At 70.3% G+C, this 17,728-nt stretch carries 21 protein-coding genes; 10 read left to right on the top strand and 11 right to left on the bottom strand.

All coding sequences use genetic code 11. From position 1 onward, the window contains the following. Positions 1-54 precede the first annotated feature (54 nt). The 6 genes from ACH4S7_RS28435 to ACH4S7_RS28460 all read right to left on the bottom strand — a co-directional run bounded on the left by ACH4S7_RS28435 (position 55) and on the right by ACH4S7_RS28460 (position 4,627). On the bottom strand, positions 55-411 hold the full coding sequence (locus tag ACH4S7_RS28435; protein WP_398524162.1) for a thioredoxin family protein: 357 nt from the start codon (positions 409-411) through the stop codon (positions 55-57). 2 nt (positions 412-413) lie between these two features. Further along, positions 414-863, bottom strand: a complete 450-nt coding sequence (locus ACH4S7_RS28440; protein ID WP_398524163.1) for a MerR family transcriptional regulator — start codon at positions 861-863, stop codon at positions 414-416. Between the two features lie 112 nt (positions 864-975). Next, positions 976-1,314, bottom strand: coding sequence for a MazG-like family protein (locus tag ACH4S7_RS28445; RefSeq protein ID WP_398524164.1), 339 nt, complete (start codon positions 1,312-1,314; stop codon positions 976-978). 124 nt (positions 1,315-1,438) lie between these two features. After that, positions 1,439-2,653 carry a methyltransferase domain-containing protein gene (locus tag ACH4S7_RS28450; RefSeq protein WP_398524165.1) on the bottom strand — a complete coding sequence of 405 codons (1,215 nt, stop codon included), beginning with the start codon at positions 2,651-2,653 and terminating at the stop codon, positions 1,439-1,441. Between the two features lie 350 nt (positions 2,654-3,003). Further along, positions 3,004-3,303 carry a hypothetical protein gene (locus ACH4S7_RS28455; RefSeq protein WP_398524166.1) on the bottom strand — a complete coding sequence of 100 codons (300 nt, stop codon included), beginning with the start codon at positions 3,301-3,303 and terminating at the stop codon, positions 3,004-3,006. Positions 3,304-3,583: 280 nt separating this feature from the next. Further along, on the bottom strand, positions 3,584-4,627 hold the full coding sequence (locus tag ACH4S7_RS28460; RefSeq protein WP_398524167.1) for a TetR/AcrR family transcriptional regulator C-terminal domain-containing protein: 1,044 nt from the start codon (positions 4,625-4,627) through the stop codon (positions 3,584-3,586). 69 nt (positions 4,628-4,696) lie between these two features. Between ACH4S7_RS28460 and ACH4S7_RS28465 the strand changes: the two genes are divergently transcribed. The 3 genes from ACH4S7_RS28465 to ACH4S7_RS28475 all read left to right on the top strand — a co-directional run bounded on the left by ACH4S7_RS28465 (position 4,697) and on the right by ACH4S7_RS28475 (position 8,244). After that, positions 4,697-6,385 (top strand): right-handed parallel beta-helix repeat-containing protein, encoded by a 1,689-nt coding sequence (locus ACH4S7_RS28465; protein ID WP_398524168.1) that lies wholly within the window; start codon positions 4,697-4,699, stop codon positions 6,383-6,385. Between the two features lie 74 nt (positions 6,386-6,459). Continuing rightward, positions 6,460-6,870: a hypothetical protein gene (locus ACH4S7_RS28470; RefSeq protein WP_398524169.1), complete on the top strand. Its 411-nt coding sequence runs from the start codon at positions 6,460-6,462 to the stop codon at positions 6,868-6,870. A 294-nt stretch (positions 6,871-7,164) separates the two neighbouring features. Beyond that, entirely contained in the window at positions 7,165-8,244 is a 1,080-nt protein-coding gene (locus ACH4S7_RS28475) for a helix-turn-helix domain-containing protein (protein WP_398524170.1), read from the top strand. 102 nt (positions 8,245-8,346) lie between these two features. On the opposite strand, the gene ACH4S7_RS28480 is transcribed toward ACH4S7_RS28475, so the two are convergent. The 3 genes from ACH4S7_RS28480 to ACH4S7_RS28490 form a co-directional block, all read right to left on the bottom strand. Then, positions 8,347-8,745, bottom strand: a complete 399-nt coding sequence (locus tag ACH4S7_RS28480; protein WP_398524171.1) for a hypothetical protein — start codon at positions 8,743-8,745, stop codon at positions 8,347-8,349. Beyond that, the gene (locus ACH4S7_RS28485) at positions 8,742-8,906 is read right to left on the bottom strand and encodes an endonuclease/exonuclease/phosphatase family protein (protein WP_398524172.1); all 165 of its coding nucleotides are present in this window, start codon (positions 8,904-8,906) and stop codon (positions 8,742-8,744) included. The genes ACH4S7_RS28480 and ACH4S7_RS28485 overlap by 4 nt, the downstream gene beginning before the upstream one ends. 97 nt (positions 8,907-9,003) lie before the next feature. Next, a complete protein-coding gene (locus ACH4S7_RS28490; RefSeq protein ID WP_398524173.1) occupies positions 9,004-9,495 on the bottom strand; it encodes an ATP-binding protein in 492 nt (163 codons plus the stop codon). A gap of 290 nt (positions 9,496-9,785) precedes the next feature. Between ACH4S7_RS28490 and ACH4S7_RS28495 the strand changes: the two genes are divergently transcribed. From ACH4S7_RS28495 to ACH4S7_RS28505, 3 genes are all read left to right on the top strand, one after another. Next, positions 9,786-10,655 carry a helix-turn-helix domain-containing protein gene (locus ACH4S7_RS28495; RefSeq protein ID WP_398524174.1) on the top strand — a complete coding sequence of 290 codons (870 nt, stop codon included), beginning with the start codon at positions 9,786-9,788 and terminating at the stop codon, positions 10,653-10,655. A 29-nt stretch (positions 10,656-10,684) separates the two neighbouring features. After that, positions 10,685-10,951, top strand: a complete 267-nt coding sequence (locus ACH4S7_RS28500; RefSeq protein WP_398524175.1) for a DUF397 domain-containing protein — start codon at positions 10,685-10,687, stop codon at positions 10,949-10,951. Positions 10,952-11,119: 168 nt separating this feature from the next. After that, complete coding sequence (locus ACH4S7_RS28505; RefSeq protein ID WP_398524176.1) at positions 11,120-11,659, top strand: GNAT family N-acetyltransferase; 540 nt, start codon at positions 11,120-11,122, stop codon at positions 11,657-11,659. 69 nt (positions 11,660-11,728) lie between these two features. On the opposite strand, the gene ACH4S7_RS28510 is transcribed toward ACH4S7_RS28505, so the two are convergent. After that, positions 11,729-12,118: a hypothetical protein gene (locus ACH4S7_RS28510; protein ID WP_398524177.1), complete on the bottom strand. Its 390-nt coding sequence runs from the start codon at positions 12,116-12,118 to the stop codon at positions 11,729-11,731. Positions 12,119-12,281: 163 nt separating this feature from the next. Then, positions 12,282-13,172 carry a MurR/RpiR family transcriptional regulator gene (locus ACH4S7_RS28515; protein ID WP_398524178.1) on the bottom strand — a complete coding sequence of 297 codons (891 nt, stop codon included), beginning with the start codon at positions 13,170-13,172 and terminating at the stop codon, positions 12,282-12,284. Positions 13,173-13,305: 133 nt separating this feature from the next. Here ACH4S7_RS28515 and ACH4S7_RS28520 point away from each other — a divergent pair, with 133 nt between their 5' ends. The 4 genes from ACH4S7_RS28520 to ACH4S7_RS28535 all read left to right on the top strand — a co-directional run bounded on the left by ACH4S7_RS28520 (position 13,306) and on the right by ACH4S7_RS28535 (position 17,726). Continuing rightward, positions 13,306-14,625: an amidohydrolase family protein gene (locus tag ACH4S7_RS28520; protein WP_398524179.1), complete on the top strand. Its 1,320-nt coding sequence runs from the start codon at positions 13,306-13,308 to the stop codon at positions 14,623-14,625. 223 nt (positions 14,626-14,848) lie between these two features. Further along, positions 14,849-16,021, top strand: a complete 1,173-nt coding sequence (gene hutI / locus ACH4S7_RS28525) for an imidazolonepropionase (RefSeq protein ID WP_398524180.1) — start codon at positions 14,849-14,851, stop codon at positions 16,019-16,021. A gap of 484 nt (positions 16,022-16,505) precedes the next feature. Then, positions 16,506-16,910 carry a hypothetical protein gene (locus tag ACH4S7_RS28530; protein ID WP_398524181.1) on the top strand — a complete coding sequence of 135 codons (405 nt, stop codon included), beginning with the start codon at positions 16,506-16,508 and terminating at the stop codon, positions 16,908-16,910. A 72-nt stretch (positions 16,911-16,982) separates the two neighbouring features. Then, on the top strand, positions 16,983-17,726 hold the full coding sequence (locus ACH4S7_RS28535) for an ATP-binding cassette domain-containing protein (RefSeq protein WP_398524182.1): 744 nt from the start codon (positions 16,983-16,985) through the stop codon (positions 17,724-17,726). Positions 17,727-17,728 lie beyond the last annotated feature (2 nt).

The raw sequence follows: 17,728 nt of genomic DNA on the forward strand, positions 1-17,728 counted from the left end.
ACGGGGTGGCGGTTCAGCGTACGGCGTTGGCGGTTCGGCGTACGGGGCGGCGGTTCAGCGTACGGGGTGCGGCTCCGGCCGCAGGGCGTCGTCCAGCTCCTGGAGCAGCCGGCGCCGGGGCCGGACGCCCACCATGGACGCCACCGGTTCGCCGCCCCGGAAGACCATCAGGGTGGGCATCGACAGCACGCCGTACGTCACCGCCTGCCCGGGGCTGGTGTCCACGTCGAGCTGGACGATCCTGATCCGCTCGGACTCCTCGGCGGCGACGGCGGTGAGCACCGGGCCGAGCTGTCGGCACGACGGGCACCAGTCCGCGGTGAAGACCACCAGCACTGGGAGGGCGGCGTTCAGCACCTCAGCGGCGAAGGTCGCGTCCGTGACCTCGTCCACGCCCACTGCCTTGATCATCTTCATCCCCTCGGTCGGTTCGGCCGACTCGGCCTGGTTCGGTGGTTCAGGTGGTCCGGCTGGTGCGAGAGTTCACAGCTCGGCTCGGGGCCGCCCGGTAGCTCCGCCTCGGCGCGCACCAGCCGCTCCCCGACCTGGTCACGCACCGCGCGCAATTCGTCGATCAGGGCGTCCAGCTCGGCGAGCTTCTGCCGGTAGCCGTCGATCGAGGCGGGGCAGGAGTCCCCGGCCGGATGCCCGGCCCGCAGGCACTCCACGAAGGGCCGGGTCTCCTCAAGACCGAAGCCGGACTCCTGGAGGGTGCGGATCTGCGCCACGAGCCGCAGATCGTCGTCCCCGTACACGCGGTATCCGTTGACCGCGCGGCGGGCCGGGAGCAGCCCCCGGGATTCGTAGTACCGCAGAGTCCGGGTGCTGACTCCCGCCCGCTCCGCGAGTTCGCCGATGCGCATGGGGACGACGCTAGACCTTGCCGCCGACGTCAAGGCAAGGCAAGGCGGTGCGGGCGTGAGTCGGGGGTGAGGCGGGGGTGAGTGAGGGCCGGGCCCGCCGCGTCGCCGCGCCTTACGCGCGGTCGTCGGGCGGCGGCGGCAGCGCGCGGTCGACGAGGTACTGGAGCCTGGCGTCGAATTCGGCCTCCCCGTCGGCGTCGAGCGTCGCCAGCGCGACGAGCGCGGTCACCGCGACATCGATCAACTCGTTCCGCACATCGTCCCAGGAGTGCGACGGGCCTTTCCGCGGGTTGGTCCCGAGCGCGCCGTGCACGGCCTCGGCCACCTCGCCGTACTCCTCGCCGATCTTGAGCACGCGCAGTAGACGGCGCTCCCTCTCGGACTGTTCACCGGCGTTCTCATCGAGCCATGCGCGGAGCCGGTTGACCGAACCCCAGGTGCTCTTGTCCATCGGTTGTCCCTCGTTCGGATCATCGGAGAAGCGCCTCTCCCTGGATCCGGCCCCTGCGATTACCCCGACGCCGTGGTGAAGCTCCGAGGCGGCGGGAATCCTGAGGCCCCGGGCGTTCGGCGCCTCAGAGCGGCCACCGGGGGCCGGTGTCCGGGTCGTGGGCCCAGGCGTACTGGCGGCCGGACGCCTCGGCGGTCAGGCCGTACTCGTACAACTCCGGTTCGCCCACGTCCGTCCAGTCGTCCCAGGCGGCCTCCAGCTCGTCGGCCAGCCGGCGCGGACCGCCCTGGGACGCCAGGGTCGCGCCGCTGGCCCCGGCGGAGAGGGTGGCCCAGGATGAGACGCCGTCGTGCAGCCAGGCATTGAGTCCGTCCGTTTCGACCGCCGTGACGATCCGTACGTCGGGCAGGGCGACGCGCAGCGCGAAGAGCAGGTGCCAGTCCTTGCGCAGGGGGGCCGGATCGCGTGTCCACGGGCGTTCGGCGGTGGCCCGGGCCTGGCGGCGGATCTGGCCGAAGTCGGTGAGTACGGTGCGGTCGCCGCTACCGCGGGCGGGCATGAACTGGGCGAGGCCCTGTATCCAGCCGCTCGCCGCGCCGCCGTCGGCGGAGACGGTGAGCGCCACATGGCCGAGCCGCCCCCAGGGGGCGACGATCCGCCCCCCGGGCCGGGTCTGCGCGATCCAGGCCCAGGGGATCCGGTCCACGGCGTAGGTCGCGACGACCCGGTCGTACGGTGCGTCACACGGCCATCCCCCGGTGCCGTCGCCGATCGCCACCGTCACGTCGGCCGCCGCCCTGTCCAGCCGTTCCCGGGCGGTGGCGGCCAGTCCGGCGTCGGTCTCGACGCTCGTGACCCGGCCGTGGCCGGCGCGGTACGCGAGGAGCGCGGCGTTCCAGCCGGTGCCGGTGCCCAGCTCCAGGACCCGGTGTCCCGGCTCCAGCCGGAGGGAGTCGAGTATGTCCACCACGACGCCCTGACAGGACAGACTGGAGGTGGCCAGGCCGTCCGTGACCTGGGTGACGGTGGCCGTGTCCGGGCCCGGGTAGATCTCCTCCGCCCAGCGGGCGGCGTCCGCCGCGCGGTCCACCGGCCGGTAGGCGTGACCGTCCCAGTGCCAGAGCCGGTCCGGCGCGAACCGGTGCCGGGGCAGGGCCTCCACGGCCGCCCGGATCCAGGGCGACCGCACCGGCCACTCGCCCCGGCGCTCCATCACCTCAGCGAGGCGCCGGCTCCGCTCGGCGCACGAGGGCGCCGCGAGGGATGTCCCCGCGGGGGCATTCGCCGATACGGGGCCGGGCACCCCTGGGGGTACGTCCGGGGGCGGCGCGGCGGACATCGCTACTTCTTCTTGTGCTTGCCGTCGGCGGGCGGTGGCGGTGGCACCTGGCTGTCGGAATTACCGGGTGGCGGTTTGCCCTTCGCCGGATCGGCCGGCGGCTTCTCGTGCTTCCCCATGACGCTTCCCCCGTCCTCGGGCCCCGGCACCGGGCTCCTCGGCCCGGCCGGGCTTCCGTGGCCCAGGGTGGCGCACGGCGGACCCCGCCAGGTAGGGGGCATTCGGGTGACAGCGCCCAGCGGGCGGCCCCGACCGGCGACGGGCGGTCGGGGCGGGGCCCGGTCGGTTCGGCGTGTGGTGTGAGCCGGTTCGGTGTGCGGTGCGGGTTGGTTCGGCCTGCGCGCTGCGGGTCAGTTCAGGTGGACGCTCTGGCCGAATTCCGCCGCGTAGCCGCTGGCGGTGTCGCCGGGCGCGATCACTTCGAGGACCTCGCCGTCGCATGCCGGGCCCGCGTGGACCAGCACGTATTCGTCGGTGTTGTTCTGCACGGTCAGGGGGCGGGTCTGCCCGGCGTGACAGCCGGAGGGGTTCTCGATGACCTGCCCCGAGAGGACGAGTTGGCCGTGGGCGGCGGAGGCCGGGGCTGCCAGGCCGATGGCCATGGTCGCGGCGAGCGCCAGGGTGCCGGCCGCGGTCAGGATGGGGCGCATAGGTGACTCTCCTTCGTGGGTGGGCACCGGGGGCGATCCCGGACGCCCCGATCGTCACTGGCGATAACGAAGCGCCCTGGTACGGGTTATCGGTCGGCTCTCGCTTCCCGCGCACCCTCGGCCCGCCCGGAATTCACAGAGCCGTCGCTACGGCCTCCGCCCCCGGCCGCTGCGGGCCTACTGCGCGGAGGTCGCCGGCCGGGCCTGAGCGGTCCCGGGTCTGAGCGGTCCCGGGCCTTGCCTCCGCTTCACCGCCCTTGCCTCCGCTTCATCGTTCTCGTCACCTGCCGCGTCCGGCCTCCCCGCGCAGCCGGTAGGCCCGCTGTTGGCAGGCGCGGGAGCAGTACGTCCGGGGCCGCCCCGCGGCACTCTGTTCCACCGGCTTCCCGCACACCTCACACCCCTTTACATCACGAGTTTCGTCACGGCCCTTCCGGTGACCCTCCTCGCGTCCGCCCTCGCGTCCGCCCTCGCGTCCGCCCTCGCGTCCGCCCCCGGGTCCGCCCCTGTGCCCCTCTCCGTTTCCCTCCTCGGGAATGAGCGCCGCCACCCCGTCGAGCACCCGTCGCAGGCCGAACTCGAAGGGGTCGAGCGGCGCGTCGTAGGCCCCCTCCTCGTACAGCCTGGTCAGGGTGGGATACCGCTCGTCCAACTGGGCGAAGAGCGATTCGCGCGCGCTCCACCACTCGTCGTCGCTGACCCCGGTGCGCCGCTCCGTGCGCTCCGTGGCCGCCAGTTGCCGGGCGGCGCCGTCGACGAAGTCGCCGACCAGGGTCACCGCCGCGACCACCTGCGCGGGCGCCAGACCGGTGCGCGCCACGATGCTCAGCGCGCGCTCGAAGTCGGCCATCGCGTGCGGCCCCGGGATCTGCCGCTCCTCTCCCAGCTCGGCGAGCCAGGGGTGGCGCCGTTGCAGCGTGATCCCGGCGCGGGCCCACGCCTCCAGATCCGCGCGCCAGTCCGTGGGCTGGTCCGTGGGCTGGTCCGTGGGCTGGTCCGTGGGCTGGTCCGTGGGCTGGTCCGTGGGCTGGTCCGTGGGCTGGTCCGCCGGGCGGCCGGTCGCGTGATCTGCTCCGTCCGACGGGCCGAGTTCGCCCATGACCGCGTCGCGCATCAGGGCCAGCAGCTCGGCCTTCCCGGGTACGTGCCGGTAGAGCGCCATCGTGGTGAAGCCGAGCCGTTCGGCCAGTCGCCGCATCGACACCGCGCGCAGCCCGTCGGTGTCGGCCAGCTCGACGGCGGAGCGCACGATCCGCTCCAGGTTGAGCCCGCGCCGGGGGCCGATTCCCCACAGCAGCGCGGTACTTCGCTCCGGATTCGTCATGGCGGGCCCTCCTTCGGTGTGTATGTTGTCTAGCAGATGTGTACACCGTATACACGACAGGGGATTCTGATGATCTTCGTAGCTCCGTCGGGCGACGACACGGGACCGGGCACCGTCGAGCGGCCGTTCGCCACGCTCCAGCGAGCCCGGGACGAGGCCGTACCGGGCGCGGTGGTCGAACTCAGGGCGGGCACCTACCGACTGACCGAGACCTTCCTGCTCTCCGCCGAGCACTCCGGCGTCGTCTACCGGGCCCATGGCCACGGCACCCCGGACCAGGAGGAGGTGGTGATCAGCGGCGGACGTGAGATCACCGACTGGAGCGCCGATGACGACGGCACCCACCGCGCCGCGCTCCCCGGCCCCGCACCCCGCCAGCTCTACGTCCACGGGCGCCGCGCCGATCGCGCGTCGATCCCGCTGGAGGGCGTGGCCCTGACCCGTACGGCCGACGGCTACACCGTCGACGGCACCGGGCCCCAGTCCTGGGCGGGCGACGTCGAATTCGTCTACCGGGGCGCCTACCCCTGGTCCGAGGGCCGCTGCCAGGTCGCCGCCATCACCGGAGACGCGCACACGACCACCCTCACCATGGCCGCCCCCGCCTTCGGGCAGGCCGCGCGGCTCTACCACTCGAAATTCACCTGGGACGCCCCCGGCGCGGGCGAGTTCTACGGGGTGGACGCCCCCACCTCCGCCGAGAACAGCCCCGCCTTCCTCACCGAGGGCACCTTCGCCACGCGCGGCACGGAGCTGCACTACCGGCCACGCCCCGATGAGCCCCCGACCGGTGTGGTCGCCCCGGTGCTGGAGACCCTGTTGCACGCCCGGGGCGTCCGGGACCTCACCTTCCGGGGCATCACCTTCGCCGACGCCACCTGGCTCCGGCCCAGCACCCCGCAGGGCTTCCTGCACTACCACGGCAACGGCTACTACGACGGCGGCGACCTCCAGACCGTCACCTTCGCCGAGGGCGAGGGCCGGGTGACCGTCCCCGGCGACGACGCGACCATGCCCGGCAACCTGATCTTCGAGGACAGCTCCGGGGTCACCCTGGCGGACTGCCGCTTCGTCCGACTGGGCGCGGTCGCGGTGGAGTTCCGGGGCGCCGGAACCGACAACACCCTCCGCGACAGCGAGATCACCGAGGTCGCCGGCGGCGGCCTGGTGATCGGCGACGGCGCCCGCGACCACCGCGTCGAGAACAACCACATCCACCGCATCGGCCTCGACTACCACGGCTCCCCGGCCGTCCTGGTCACCGGAGCCAGCGGCACCGTCGTCGCGCACAACGAGGTGGACGACGTGCCGCACGCGGGCATCGTCGTCTACGAGGGCCGGGGCACCCGGGTCCTGAACAACCTCGTCCACCACACGATGCGGGTCCTCGCCGACGGCGGCGGCATCTACATCTCGGGCCCCCAGGGCGACTCCTACGCCACCGGCGCGCTGATCCGCGGCAATGTCGTCCGCGACACCATCACCTCGTACAACTACGGCCTCTACACCGACTACGGCGCGGCCCACGTCACCGTCGAGTCCAACGCCGTCCACCGTTCCGAAGCGTCCGTAGTCCTGACCGTCTGGCCCCCACTGGACCAGGTGACCTTCACCGGCAACGTCTGGGACATCGACCCGGGCGAGGCCCCGGACGGCGTGGTCCTCAGGGGCAACACCACGGTGCCGGGGGAGTCGTTCGAGACGGACCCGAGGGCGGTGCAGATCACGGCGGGGGCGGGCCGCCGAGCGGGGCGGTGACAGATGGGGAAACGGCCCGATCCGTCGACACCCGCTCATAGACTGACCCGGCCGTTACGAGAGGAAGATCGCTCATGCGTCCCGGAAGGTTCCAGGAGTTAGTTGTCGACCTGGCCAAGAACAACACCACCGCGATCCAGGTGCAGACGCTCGCGGAGGTGGGCGACACCAAGACCCCGGGTGGAGTCGCCATCACCACGGCAGCCGGTATCTCGCGGTGGGGCATAGTCGGTCAGCTCCCGGACGGCGCGAAGCACGAAGAGTTCGATGACAGCCCGGTCCACGGTCTGCCGACCGCGCCGGGGGACGCTCCAGAACCGACGGACGAGCCCGAGGCTTGGTTGGCCGCGCTGCTCGCCCGTTCCGAGTTCCCGGAGATCGCGAGCATCGAACGCTGGTCGACCCGCGAAGAGGCACGGCCCAACTACTCCGGACTGACCGTGCGTTTCCACAACGGCGCCAAGGTGTTCGTACGTCTTCTCTGACAGGGCCCCGAAGGTTGATGGCTTCATGGCCGCGGAGTACTCCTCCTCAGCGGTACGGGGAGGAGCACTCCGCGTCGTGTTGTGCGGGCTCGCCCCGGGAGCGTCTGGAGTCCCTACAGCCGACTACTGCGGTACTTACGGTCAGCCGGCTGGCGCGTCCCCCCATGGGCGTCACCTTCACACGCCCCGGGTGAGCACAAACGCGTCGCGAGGGTCGAGCGCTCGTTCGGATGTTCCATGTTGCGCACTTCACTCGGAGACTGGACCCGGGGCCGCGCCTGACATCACGGCCTCATGGCCGCTGCCGCCGCGTTCGGCGAGCGCGCGGCGGTCTTCGCTATCCGGGAGAAACGCGTGATCGAGACGGTTTTCAGAAGTGAGGACGTGCCCGCGGCGGACCGGTTGGAGCGCTGGCGTGAGCTGGTACAGCGAGCGCACGCGCCCGTGCAATTGGACAGTGAGCATCGGGGTGATTTCCGGGCGTCGCAGCGGATGCTGGAGTTCGGTGGGGTGACGGTGTGGCCGTGCCGGTTCCAGCCGGTGCGATTCCTGCGGACGCCGAAGCTGGTCAGACAGTCGGACCCCGAGCGGGTCAATCTCTCCCTGCCCACGCTGGGGAAGCTGAACGTCACCAGGGACGACCGTGAAGCGGTGTACGACCCGTTCAGCTTCTGCGTCATCGACAGCTCGCGCCCCGTGGACGTGCGAGTGGGTGTCCCCCACGAGGGGATCGGGTTCGACGTTCCCAGAGCCCTGCTCCCCCTGCCCGCGGATTCGATCTCGCAATTGAGCGGGTACCGGCTCTCCGCACGGGAGGGAATCGGCGCTCTGCTGGCGGACTTCCTCACCCGGCTCTCCACCGACACGGACTCGTTCCGCCAGTCGGATGGCCTGCGGCTGGCCGTCGTCGCCGTCGATCTGGTGTCCGCGCTGTTCGCCAACGCGCTGGACGCCGACGGCACGCTGCCCCCGGAGTCCCGCACCCGGACGCTGACACTGCGGATCCAGGCGTTCATCCGCACTCACCTGCGCGACCCCGGTCTGACACCCGCATCGGTCGCCGCGGCACACCACATCTCGGTGAGCTACCTGCACCACCTCTTTCACGACCAGGGCACCACGGTCGCCGCCCTGATCCGGCGCCTGCGGCTGGAGGGCGCCCACCGCGACCTCACCAGCCCCGCGTACCTGAGCACGCCCATCGGCGGCATCGCGCTCCGATGGGGATTCGCCTCCCACTCCACCTTCGCCCGCAGCTTCCACGCCGCCTACGGGCTGACGCCCCGCGACTGCCGCCATCGGGCAGTGGACGCTACGACAAGAATCAGGGCACTTGCTGCTAAGGACTCGGGCCGGGCTCACCGCGCATCCTGAAGGCGCAAGGAACCGCAGAAATGGAGGCGCTGATCCGGAAGGGATCGGCTTCGTCGGGGGCCCGCACACGGGGGCGGGCCCCCAACGCGAAGCCCCCGGGCCTTAGGGAGTGGACCGCCTACGGGTCGGGGCGTCGAGCGGTTCGTTTTCGGTCCGTGCGAATTGGTGGCTGTGGCCGCCCGAGTGCCCTTCGAAGAGTTCGCAGCCTTCATTCCTCCCTGCCGGTTGGCCGTTGTGGGTGGGGCAGTCGGGGAGGATGGCGACGGCGTCGGGGGTGTGGTCGTCTTCCCAGCGGGCCCAGATCTCGCCGTGGGTGGCGTCGTCGAGTTCCCGTACGAGGTCGACGTGGGGCCCGGTGGTGTGCCGCTCCAGCGAACACCGCAGCCGGGTGCTCACGTCCAGGGGGCTTCCCTGCTCGTCCGGGGTGATCTCCAACGCGTACAGCACGAGCTGGATTGGCAGGTCGGCGGTGTGCGTGCACCCGCGCGGCTGTGCGGTCACGACGATTCCTTGGCGTCGGTGTCGAGTACGACCGGCAGGTGAGTGCACTCCTGCAACGCCAACACATCAGGGGCGAGCCGGGCCAGGATTCCGGCCTGGGCCCGTAAGCGCCGCCCCGATCCGTCGTCGTCCACGCCACCGCCGTACGGATTCCAGGTCACGGCCCGTAAACCCGTTCCGACGGCGTGGCTCTTAAGTTCTCTAAGCTGCGTCGACTGATACATGAACACCCTCCTTGGTTGGTTGTTGAGCCGGGGCCTATACGGTGCGAGGGACGGCGAGCAGGCACCAGGTGCAGCTCCCGTCGGCGGTCACACCCCACGCGTCGGCGACGGCATCGACCAGCCACAACCCCCGCCCGCTCTCCTCCGACACCCCCGCCTCCCGCACACATGGCACCTGGGCGCCGCCACCGCTGACGACCTCGACGCAGACACAGACCTCGGTCCGCCACAGCCGCACCCCGACCGGGCCGCCCCGTCCGTGCCGGAAGCCGTTGGTCACCAGCTCGCTGAGCAGCAGCTCGATGGAGTCCCCGAGGGCGTCGAGCCCCCACATCCGCAGATGCTCCCGCCCGACCCGCCGCATCTGACCGGGCCAGGACCGGTCCTGCGGTGACAAGCCATCCCCGCCCCGGCCGGTGCGGCTGATCACCACATCGAACCCGGTACGGGCGCTCGGCCTGTCCCGCACCAGCTCGCCGATGTGCTGCCTGGTGCTTGTGTCCCGTCGCGTGGCTGTCATCGACATGCCCCTGTCCTCCACGGTTTGCGGACAGGGCGAGGCTGGGCCTGGAAGTGCGGGAGGTCCAGTTTTGTGCATCGCCGTCCGGCTTGGCTCTGTCTCAACTACGTTGATGTATGTGTGAGTTCTTGTGCAAGCGCGAAAAGCCAGCTTCAAAAATTGGCACATGCCCGAGTACGAGCACGGCTTGCCCGGAGGCGGACAGGGGGTGGGACACTCGGGGGTACGACACACGTCGGCACCCCACACAGGTCACGTCAAGCACCGACAGACCAACGGTGAGAGGGGACAGCAAGGTGGCAGCAAAACGGGGTGCGACATTCCGGCGTCGCGAGCTAGGCAAGGAGCTGAGGAAGCTCCGCGACAGGGCGGATCTCACGCTCCAGGACGTGGCCAGAGAGATGGGGTTCTCGCACACGAAGCTGGCGAGGGTCGAGATCGGGGAGAACGATCTGCCCCGGACGAGCGATCTCGTGGCCCTCATGGACCTCTACGACGCGAACATGCCGAGGGAGGATCGGGAGACGTTGCTCAAACTCCACCGCGAGTCGCTGAGCAAGGAGCCGTGGACGCCCTACAAGGCGTTCATGCCGTCGAAGATGCCGACGTATCGCGGACTGGAGCAGGACGCGCGAGTGATGCGGTCCTTCCAACCGAGCTTCGTCTTCGGGCTGCTTCAGACAGAGGCGTACACCCGGGCTCTGTACTCGATCGCCAAGCCTGTGGAAGAAACCACTTCGGAGTACATAGAGCAGAACGTTCGGCTCCGGATGGAGCGGAAGGAACTGATCACCCGTTCCGAAAGCCCGCTGGAGCTGCGAGTCATCATGGACGAAGCAGCGGTGCGCCGCATGGTGGCCGGTCCGGAGGTCATGCGGGAGCAGTACGAAGCGATCGTGGAGCTGGGCCGTCTGGACAATGTGACCATCCAGATCCTCCCGCACGACGTCGTGACGTACCGCTCGGAGACCAACTTCGCAATCCTCGACTTCTCCGAAACTCTCGACCCGGTCGTGCATGTCGATATGTCGAACACCATCAGCGTCACGGACGAATGGCGCGAGGTGCAGCGCAACATCCGCCGCTTCGACGCCATGCGTGACAGCGCCCTACCTCCGGCTCGTACAGCCGGATTCCTACAAGAACTAGAAAGCCAGTGGGGGTAGTCATCAGTACGCACATCACGGCCCTGGATGTGGCCGAAGAGTCCGCCTGGTTCAAGTCCTCCTACAGCAACGACACCGGGGGTAGCTGCATCGAGATCGCAGCCCTGACACCCGAGTCCGCCTGGTTCAAGTCCTCCTACAGCAACGACTCCGGAGGCGTGTGCGTCGAGGTCGCGACCCTGACCACCCACGTCGGCATCCGCGACTCCAAGGACAAGCAGGGCCCCGCCCTCGTCGTCCCCGCCACCACCTGGACCAACTTCATCACCTTCGCGACCGGGCCGGCCTCCGCCTGACCCGACGCGGGCCCGCGCACCACGACGCGGAGTGCTCCTCCCCGTACCGCTGAGGAGGAGCACTCCGCGTCCGTGTTCCGCGACGATGCCCATCTGATGTCGTCGCCCGCGTGTCTGGCATCAGGCGCCGGTATGGTCCGCGAGTATCCCGGCACCACGAGGGGGAGTGTGAAGTTCGCGATGCGGCCGGCGCGACCGGATGACGCGGATGCCGTCATGCGGATCATCCTTGCCCGCTCGGCATGGCTGGAGGAACGGGGGATGCCGAGCTGGCGTGACAGCGCTGAGAAGCTCGCGGCCCTGACCAGTAGCGACGACGGGTCGACGTACCTCCTTGAGGCCGATGGACAGCCAGTGGGATGCACGACGGCGACGGATTCCACGCCCCCGATGGCCTGGACGGCCGAGGAACTCGCGCAGCCTTCCCTGTATCTGTACAGCACGATCACTGACCCGGCGGTTCGCGGGGCCAACCCCGGCGCGATCATCGCCCTGTGGGCCGTCGATCGGGCCGCTCGCGAGGAGAAGCTCTGGGTGCGACGAGGCTGCCGTTTCCCCGGACTTGTCTCGTACTACGAGCGGCAGGGGTTCACGCTCATCCACGAGATGCAGAAGACCCATGGCCCGATGTACCTCATGGGGCGGCGAGCCGAGCGCATTGCGGATCTGGAGAACGTTTTCAACGGTGATCGTGCTCCGTTGGTGTAGACCCGGTGAGTGCACGGAAGCGGTATCGCGACCGACGGCGTCTGCTAGAGGTAGGCCGGGCCGCGCCTTCTACAACGTCACTTCCACCGAGCAGTGCTGGTACGGGAGCGGCGGGAAGAGGCCGACCGTGCCACCCACGCAGACGTGGAAACTCCGCACGATCCCGAATGACTTGGTGTGAGCCTGGTTTCTCCAGGTCCGCAGCTCGCCCTTGTGCCAGAAATTGTCCGTCACGTAGACGGTGGCCCAGTTGTGCTTGGTGCCGCCCCACACCCACACCCAGCCGTTCGAGCAGTTGTCCACCTGGATCTGGACACCGTCGTAGACGAATGGACGGGTACAAGCGGCCGTACCGGCGCTGTCGGCCATGGCCGGAGACGCTGCGGTGGTTCCGAACGCGGCAACAGTGAGCCCCAGGATGGCCACCATGCGCGCCAACCTGCCCGACAGTGACTTCATGTCCTACCTCCGATGTCCCGATCCCGACGCCTTCGAAGCGCGGACCCCATCGCAACGCCCCTTATGGAGCTGACGAGAAGTCTTTCCGTCGGACAGCGGACCCACAAATACAGAATGCTGATCGGATCTATCGGGCTTTCTGATGCCGCGGAGAGTGGCGGGGTCAGCCCCGCCCCGGCTCGTCCTCCGCGAAGAGGTCCAGTTCCTGCCAGACGCCCGACACCCGGCGCGCCGATGACCGGCTGCCGGCCGGGTCCGTCGCGGTCAGTTCGGCGAGGAGCCCGTACGCCACGCTCATCGCGACCGTCATCGACTGGATGTTCGCCACCCCCTCCGTCGGGACGACCAGGACGTGTTGGGCCTCCAGCGCGGGCGGTGAGTGGCGGGTGTCGGTGATGACGCAGGTGGTCGCGCCCGCCGTGCGGGCGATGCGGAGGGCCGCCGTGGTCTGGCGGTAGTGCTGCCAGAAGCTCCAGGCCACCACGCAGTGCCCGGGGCCCAGGCCCGCGAGGGCGTTGGCGAGTTGGGGGCCGCCCCGGTCCTCGTAGGTCACCGGGAAGCCCCGGCTCGCGGCCACCATCGCCAGTGCGTTCGCCGCGACCGCGTGGGTGCCGGAGGCGACGACCAGGGTGCGGGGGGCGTCGCGGATGGCGTCGACGACGGTGCGGGCGGTCGCGTAGTCGAAGGTGCGTTCCAGGGCGCGGAGGTTCTGGGCGTCCTGGGCGAAGGCCGTGGCCAGCAGGCCGCCGTCGGAGTCGGACGGGCGGCCGGGGTCGAACCGCTGGGCGAGGTGGACCGTGCGCAACTCGGCCTGGAACGGCGGCCAGCCCGGGTAACCGAGGCTCTGCGCGAAGCGGATGACCGTCGCCCGGTTGACCTCGGCGCGGGCGGCGACCTCGGCGGCGGTGGCGTAGGAGCAGAAGGTGGGCTGGGTCGTCAGCACCTGGCGGACGTGGGCGGCCTTCGGGCCCAGTGGCACATCCGTCACTAAACCGTCGAGCCACTCCACGACGGTGGCCCCGCTCGGGTCGTGGTCCTCAGCGTCATCCGTCACCGGCTCATTCTCCCCCGTACGCGCCCTGCCTAGAGGTGCACGTAAAAGTGCATCGACCGTTGTGCGCACCTTCATGTGCGGTTATCGTCCTCGCCATCGAGCAACGGGCCCCCGCACCACCGAGGAGCTGTCCATGTGCGTTGATCCCCACACCCCGCCACCGTCCGCCGCGGCCACCCGCCGCGGCGTCCTCGCCGGGGCCGTCGTCCTCGCGGGCGGGGCGGCGCTCACCGGAGCCGCGTCGGGCGGCGCGGTGGCGGCCGAAGCCCCGCAGCGCACGGCGAAGAGCGGACGACCGCCCCGGGGCGGCACGCTGATCATCGACGGTGGCACCCTCCTCGACCCGCTGACCGGCCGGGTCACCGAGGACGCCGTCGTCGTCATCGAGGACGGCACCGTCCGCGCGGCGGGCACCCGCCGGGCCACCCGCAACGACGTCGCCGCCGTACGGAAGGTCGCCAAGGTCATCCGCGCGCACGGCCGCTGGGTGCTCCCCGGCCTGGTCGACGCCCATATCCACCTCAGCACCCTCACCGACGCGCACCAGGCGATCCGGCTCGGCGCGACCAGCGTCCGCAGCGGCAGCACCGCCTTCTACCAAGACATCGCCCTCCGCGAACTGGCCCGCTGGACCCCGCAGCGGGCGCCCCGGATGCGGGCGGCCGGCATCTTCGTCACCCCCAAGCCCGGTGACACGATCCTCGCCGACCCCGATCTGGTCCCCCTCGCCCGGCTCAAGGACGGCGTCCGCAGCCCCGAGGCGCTGCGCCGCATGGTCGAGGTCAACCTCGCCCGGGGCGTCGACGTGATCAAGACCCGAGTCAATGAGCGCGCGGGCTCGCCCACCGAGGACCCGCTGAAGCAGGTGTACGACCGGGAGCAGCTCGCCGTCACCGTCGCGGCGGCCCGGCGCGGGGGAGCGACCGTGCTCTGCCACAGCTACAGCGAGAAGGGCATCCACGACGCCGTGATGGCGGGCGTCGACAGCATCGAGCACGGTGTCTACCTGGGCGAGCGGACCATGCGCGAGATGCGCAGGCGCCGGACGTTCTTCACGCCCACCCTCGCCGCGATGGCGAGCCTGGCGGCCGACCCGGACCCGATCCTCGCCGAACGCGGCCGGCTCTTCTTGCCGATCATCAAGCGGGCCGTGCTCAAGGCGTACGAGGAGGGTGTGCCGATCGCGGCCGGCACCGACTCGTCCGGGGGCGTGATCGACCCGATCGGACGCGAGATCGAGCTGATGCGGGAGGCCGGACTCCCCGCGCTCGACGCGATCCGGACCGCGACCACGGGCGCCGCCCGGCTGATCGGCCTGGAGCGCAGCGCGGGGCGGCTGGCCAGGGGCTTCCGTGGGGACGCCGTGCTGGTCGACCGCGACCCGCTGCGGAACGTCGCCACGCTCAAGGCGCCCAGCACGGTGATCAGTTACGGGTTCGCCGTCGACGCCTGACGGGCCGGGACGGAGGGGGTCACGGGCGGCCCGTACGGCATCCGACCAGCGTGCTTAGACTGCTGGAGCCGTGCGGCGCCGCCCGGTCCGCGTCTCCGGACGTCCGGACGCCGCCCCATGGCGTCCGGCCCGGTGCCCCCGTGCGCAGGGTCGTGTCCGCCGTCCCCGGAACCGTCCCGTTGGAGCGAGGATCACGCTCCACCGTCCCGTTGGAGCGAGGAACATGCTCACCACCCTCATCACCAACATCAGCGCCCTCGTCACCAACGACCCCACCGCGGGCGACCACTCCCCCCTCGGCCTCATCGAGGACGCCGCCCTCGTCATCGAGGACGACCGCATCGCCTGGACCGGCCGCGCCGCCGACGCCCCCGCCGCCGACACCGTCCACGACGCGGCCGGCCATGCCGTGATCCCGGGCTTCGTGGACTCCCACTCCCATCTCCTCTTCGGCGGCGACCGCACCCAGGAGTTCAACGCCCGGATGTCCGGGCGGCCGTACGAGGCCGGGGGCATCCGGACCACCGTCGCCGCCACCCGGGCCGCCGCCGACGACGCGCTCGAAGCCAACCTCGTACGCCATCTCACCGAGGCGCTCCGCCAGGGCACCACCACCTTCGAGACCAAGTCGGGGTACGGGCTCACCACCCACGACGAGGAGCGCGCCCTCCGGATCGCAGCCCGCCACACCGACGAGGTCACCTACCTCGGCGCGCACATCGTGTCGCCCGACTTCGCCGACGACCCCGCCGGCTATGTCGCCCTCGTCACCGGCGAGATGCTCGACGCCTGCGCGCCGCACGCCCGCTGGATCGACGTCTTCTGCGAGCGGGGCGCCTTCGACGCCGACCAGGCCCGGGCCGTCCTCACGGCGGGCGCGGCCCGGGGGCTCGTACCGCGGGTGCACGCCAACCAGCTCGGCCACGGCCCCGGCGTCCAGCTCGCCGTCGAACTGGACGCGGCCAGCGCCGACCACTGCACCCATCTCACCGATGCCGATGTCGCCGCCCTGGCCAGCGGGAACACCGTGGCGACCCTGCTGCCGGGCGCCGAGTTCTCCACCCGCGCGCCCTGGCCCGACGCGCGCCGCCTGCTGGACGCGGGGGCGACCGTGGCGCTCTCCACGGACTGCAACCCGGGGTCCTCGTACACGTCCTCCATGCCGTTCTGCATCGCGCTGGCCGTACGGGACATGGGGATGACGCCCGACGAGGCCCTCTGGTCGGCGACGGCGGGCGGGGCCGCGGCCCTACGGCGCACCGACATCGGCCGACTCACCCCCGGCGCCCGCGCCGACCTCGCACTCCTCGACGCGCCCAGCCACGTCCATCTGGCCTACCGCCCGGGAGTGCCCCTGGTGACCGGCGTCTGGCGCCGGGGCTTTCGGGAGGTCTAGCGTCCGAGTTCTGCCTGTTCCTCTCGGGAACTCAGCATGTGATCAGTGTGTTCAAGGCAGAGGTCTGACTGACGCGCACGCCGATTGGAAGGGATTGCAGTTCAGCCAGGGATTGTTTCCGGGCGAGTTCTGGGGTCTATTGTCCGCCGCTTGAGCCGATGGAGCCCATAAGCGACGACACGCCGTCCATTCACGGTGACCTAACCGTTACTTTGTCACTGGTGGTAACGCACGCTGCTGGGTGCACACCTCTTCAATGTGATCTAGACCATTACATTTCCGGCTGGGCTGCTAGCCCGTTGTGCAAACGGAGCCTTGGGCTCATCCCCGGGGCGCCGGATGTCGGTTGAGACCTGAGCGCGCCTCACCAATAGTGATGCCCGGCCCCGCGATCGATACGAAGGGGCCGGGCATTGTGCAGCCGAGCCTTGCGGAGGGCATTTCGGCTGCTCGCCAACGCTCACTCACCGAAGGACGTAAAGCGATGGCAAGAATTCGCACTGATGTGCGCCGAAATGTTGCGGTTGTAGCGGCGTTAACGGCAGCCGCAACATTCGCAAGTAGCGTACCGGCACTCGCCGAGGGCAGCCGGGCAACGGTCATCAGCGGCTGGGGATACGGTAAGGAATCCCAGCGCTGGTACGACGGACGCCGTGACCAGGTTTCTACGAGGGTCGCCCTCGAAGGCTGCAGCACTGATGGCACAAGCTTCAGCGCACCGTTCGTCCTCTACCGGGCCGTGGACTTGCGGCCGGACCCCGACTACGGATCCCGCGCCAACACCTGCAACGTCTCAAACTGGGGAACCATGACGACGGCCGGGAACTTCTACTTCAAGTACACCGGCACTCGCGTCATCAGCGCCCGCGACGTGGGCATCTACTGGTGACGCGCGCTCAGTGAACGCTCACGCCTGGGGGCACGCGACGTGCCCCCAGGCCCCGTTACGACGAAGGCTCGTATGACTCTCGAAGTGGCCGGGTGCACCTACGCCTACCGGCGTGGTGCCCCCGTTTTACGTGATCTCACTGTTGTTTTCCCCCCGGGGCGGACGGTCCTGCTGGGCCCGAACGGGGCGGGCAAGTCGACGCTGCTGGGCATCGCGGCCACCGCGCTCACCCCGGCCTCCGGCCGGATATCTCTCAACGACCTCAGCCCGGCGGACGCCAGGGCGAGGCGGGAGTACCGTCGCCGGGTCGGCTGGCTGCCCCAACAGGTCAGGCCCGTCGCCGGGCTCAAGCTGCGCGAGCAGGTCGCCTACGCGGGCTGGCTCAAGGGCATGGACCGACGGGCTGCCTGGAAGGCGGCCCGGTCGGCACTGGCCCGGGTGGGGCTCGCGGACCTCGCCGACCGCACGGGCCGCCAGCTCTCTGGCGGTCAGCTCCGGCGACTGGGGATCGCGCAGACTCTGGTGCATGGTGCCGAGTTCGTCCTCCTGGACGAACCGACGGCCGGCCTTGACCCACAGCAGCGCGCGGTCTTCCGCGAGACGCTCGACGCCCTGTCACCGTCGACGAGCTTCGTGGTCTCCACTCACCAGACCGAGGACCTGGCTGACGTGTTCGACACGGTCATCGTTCTCGCCCGCGGCACCGTCCGCTTCCACGGCACCACTTCCGGCTTCCTCGCCCACGCCCCGGAGGACGCCGCACAGGGACGGTTAGCCGAGGCCGCTTACACCACCTTCGTCGGCCGGGAGGTGTAACG

This window comes from Streptomyces sp. NPDC020965 (assembly GCF_044333555.1).
GTDB lineage: Bacteria > Actinomycetota > Actinomycetes > Streptomycetales > Streptomycetaceae > Streptomyces.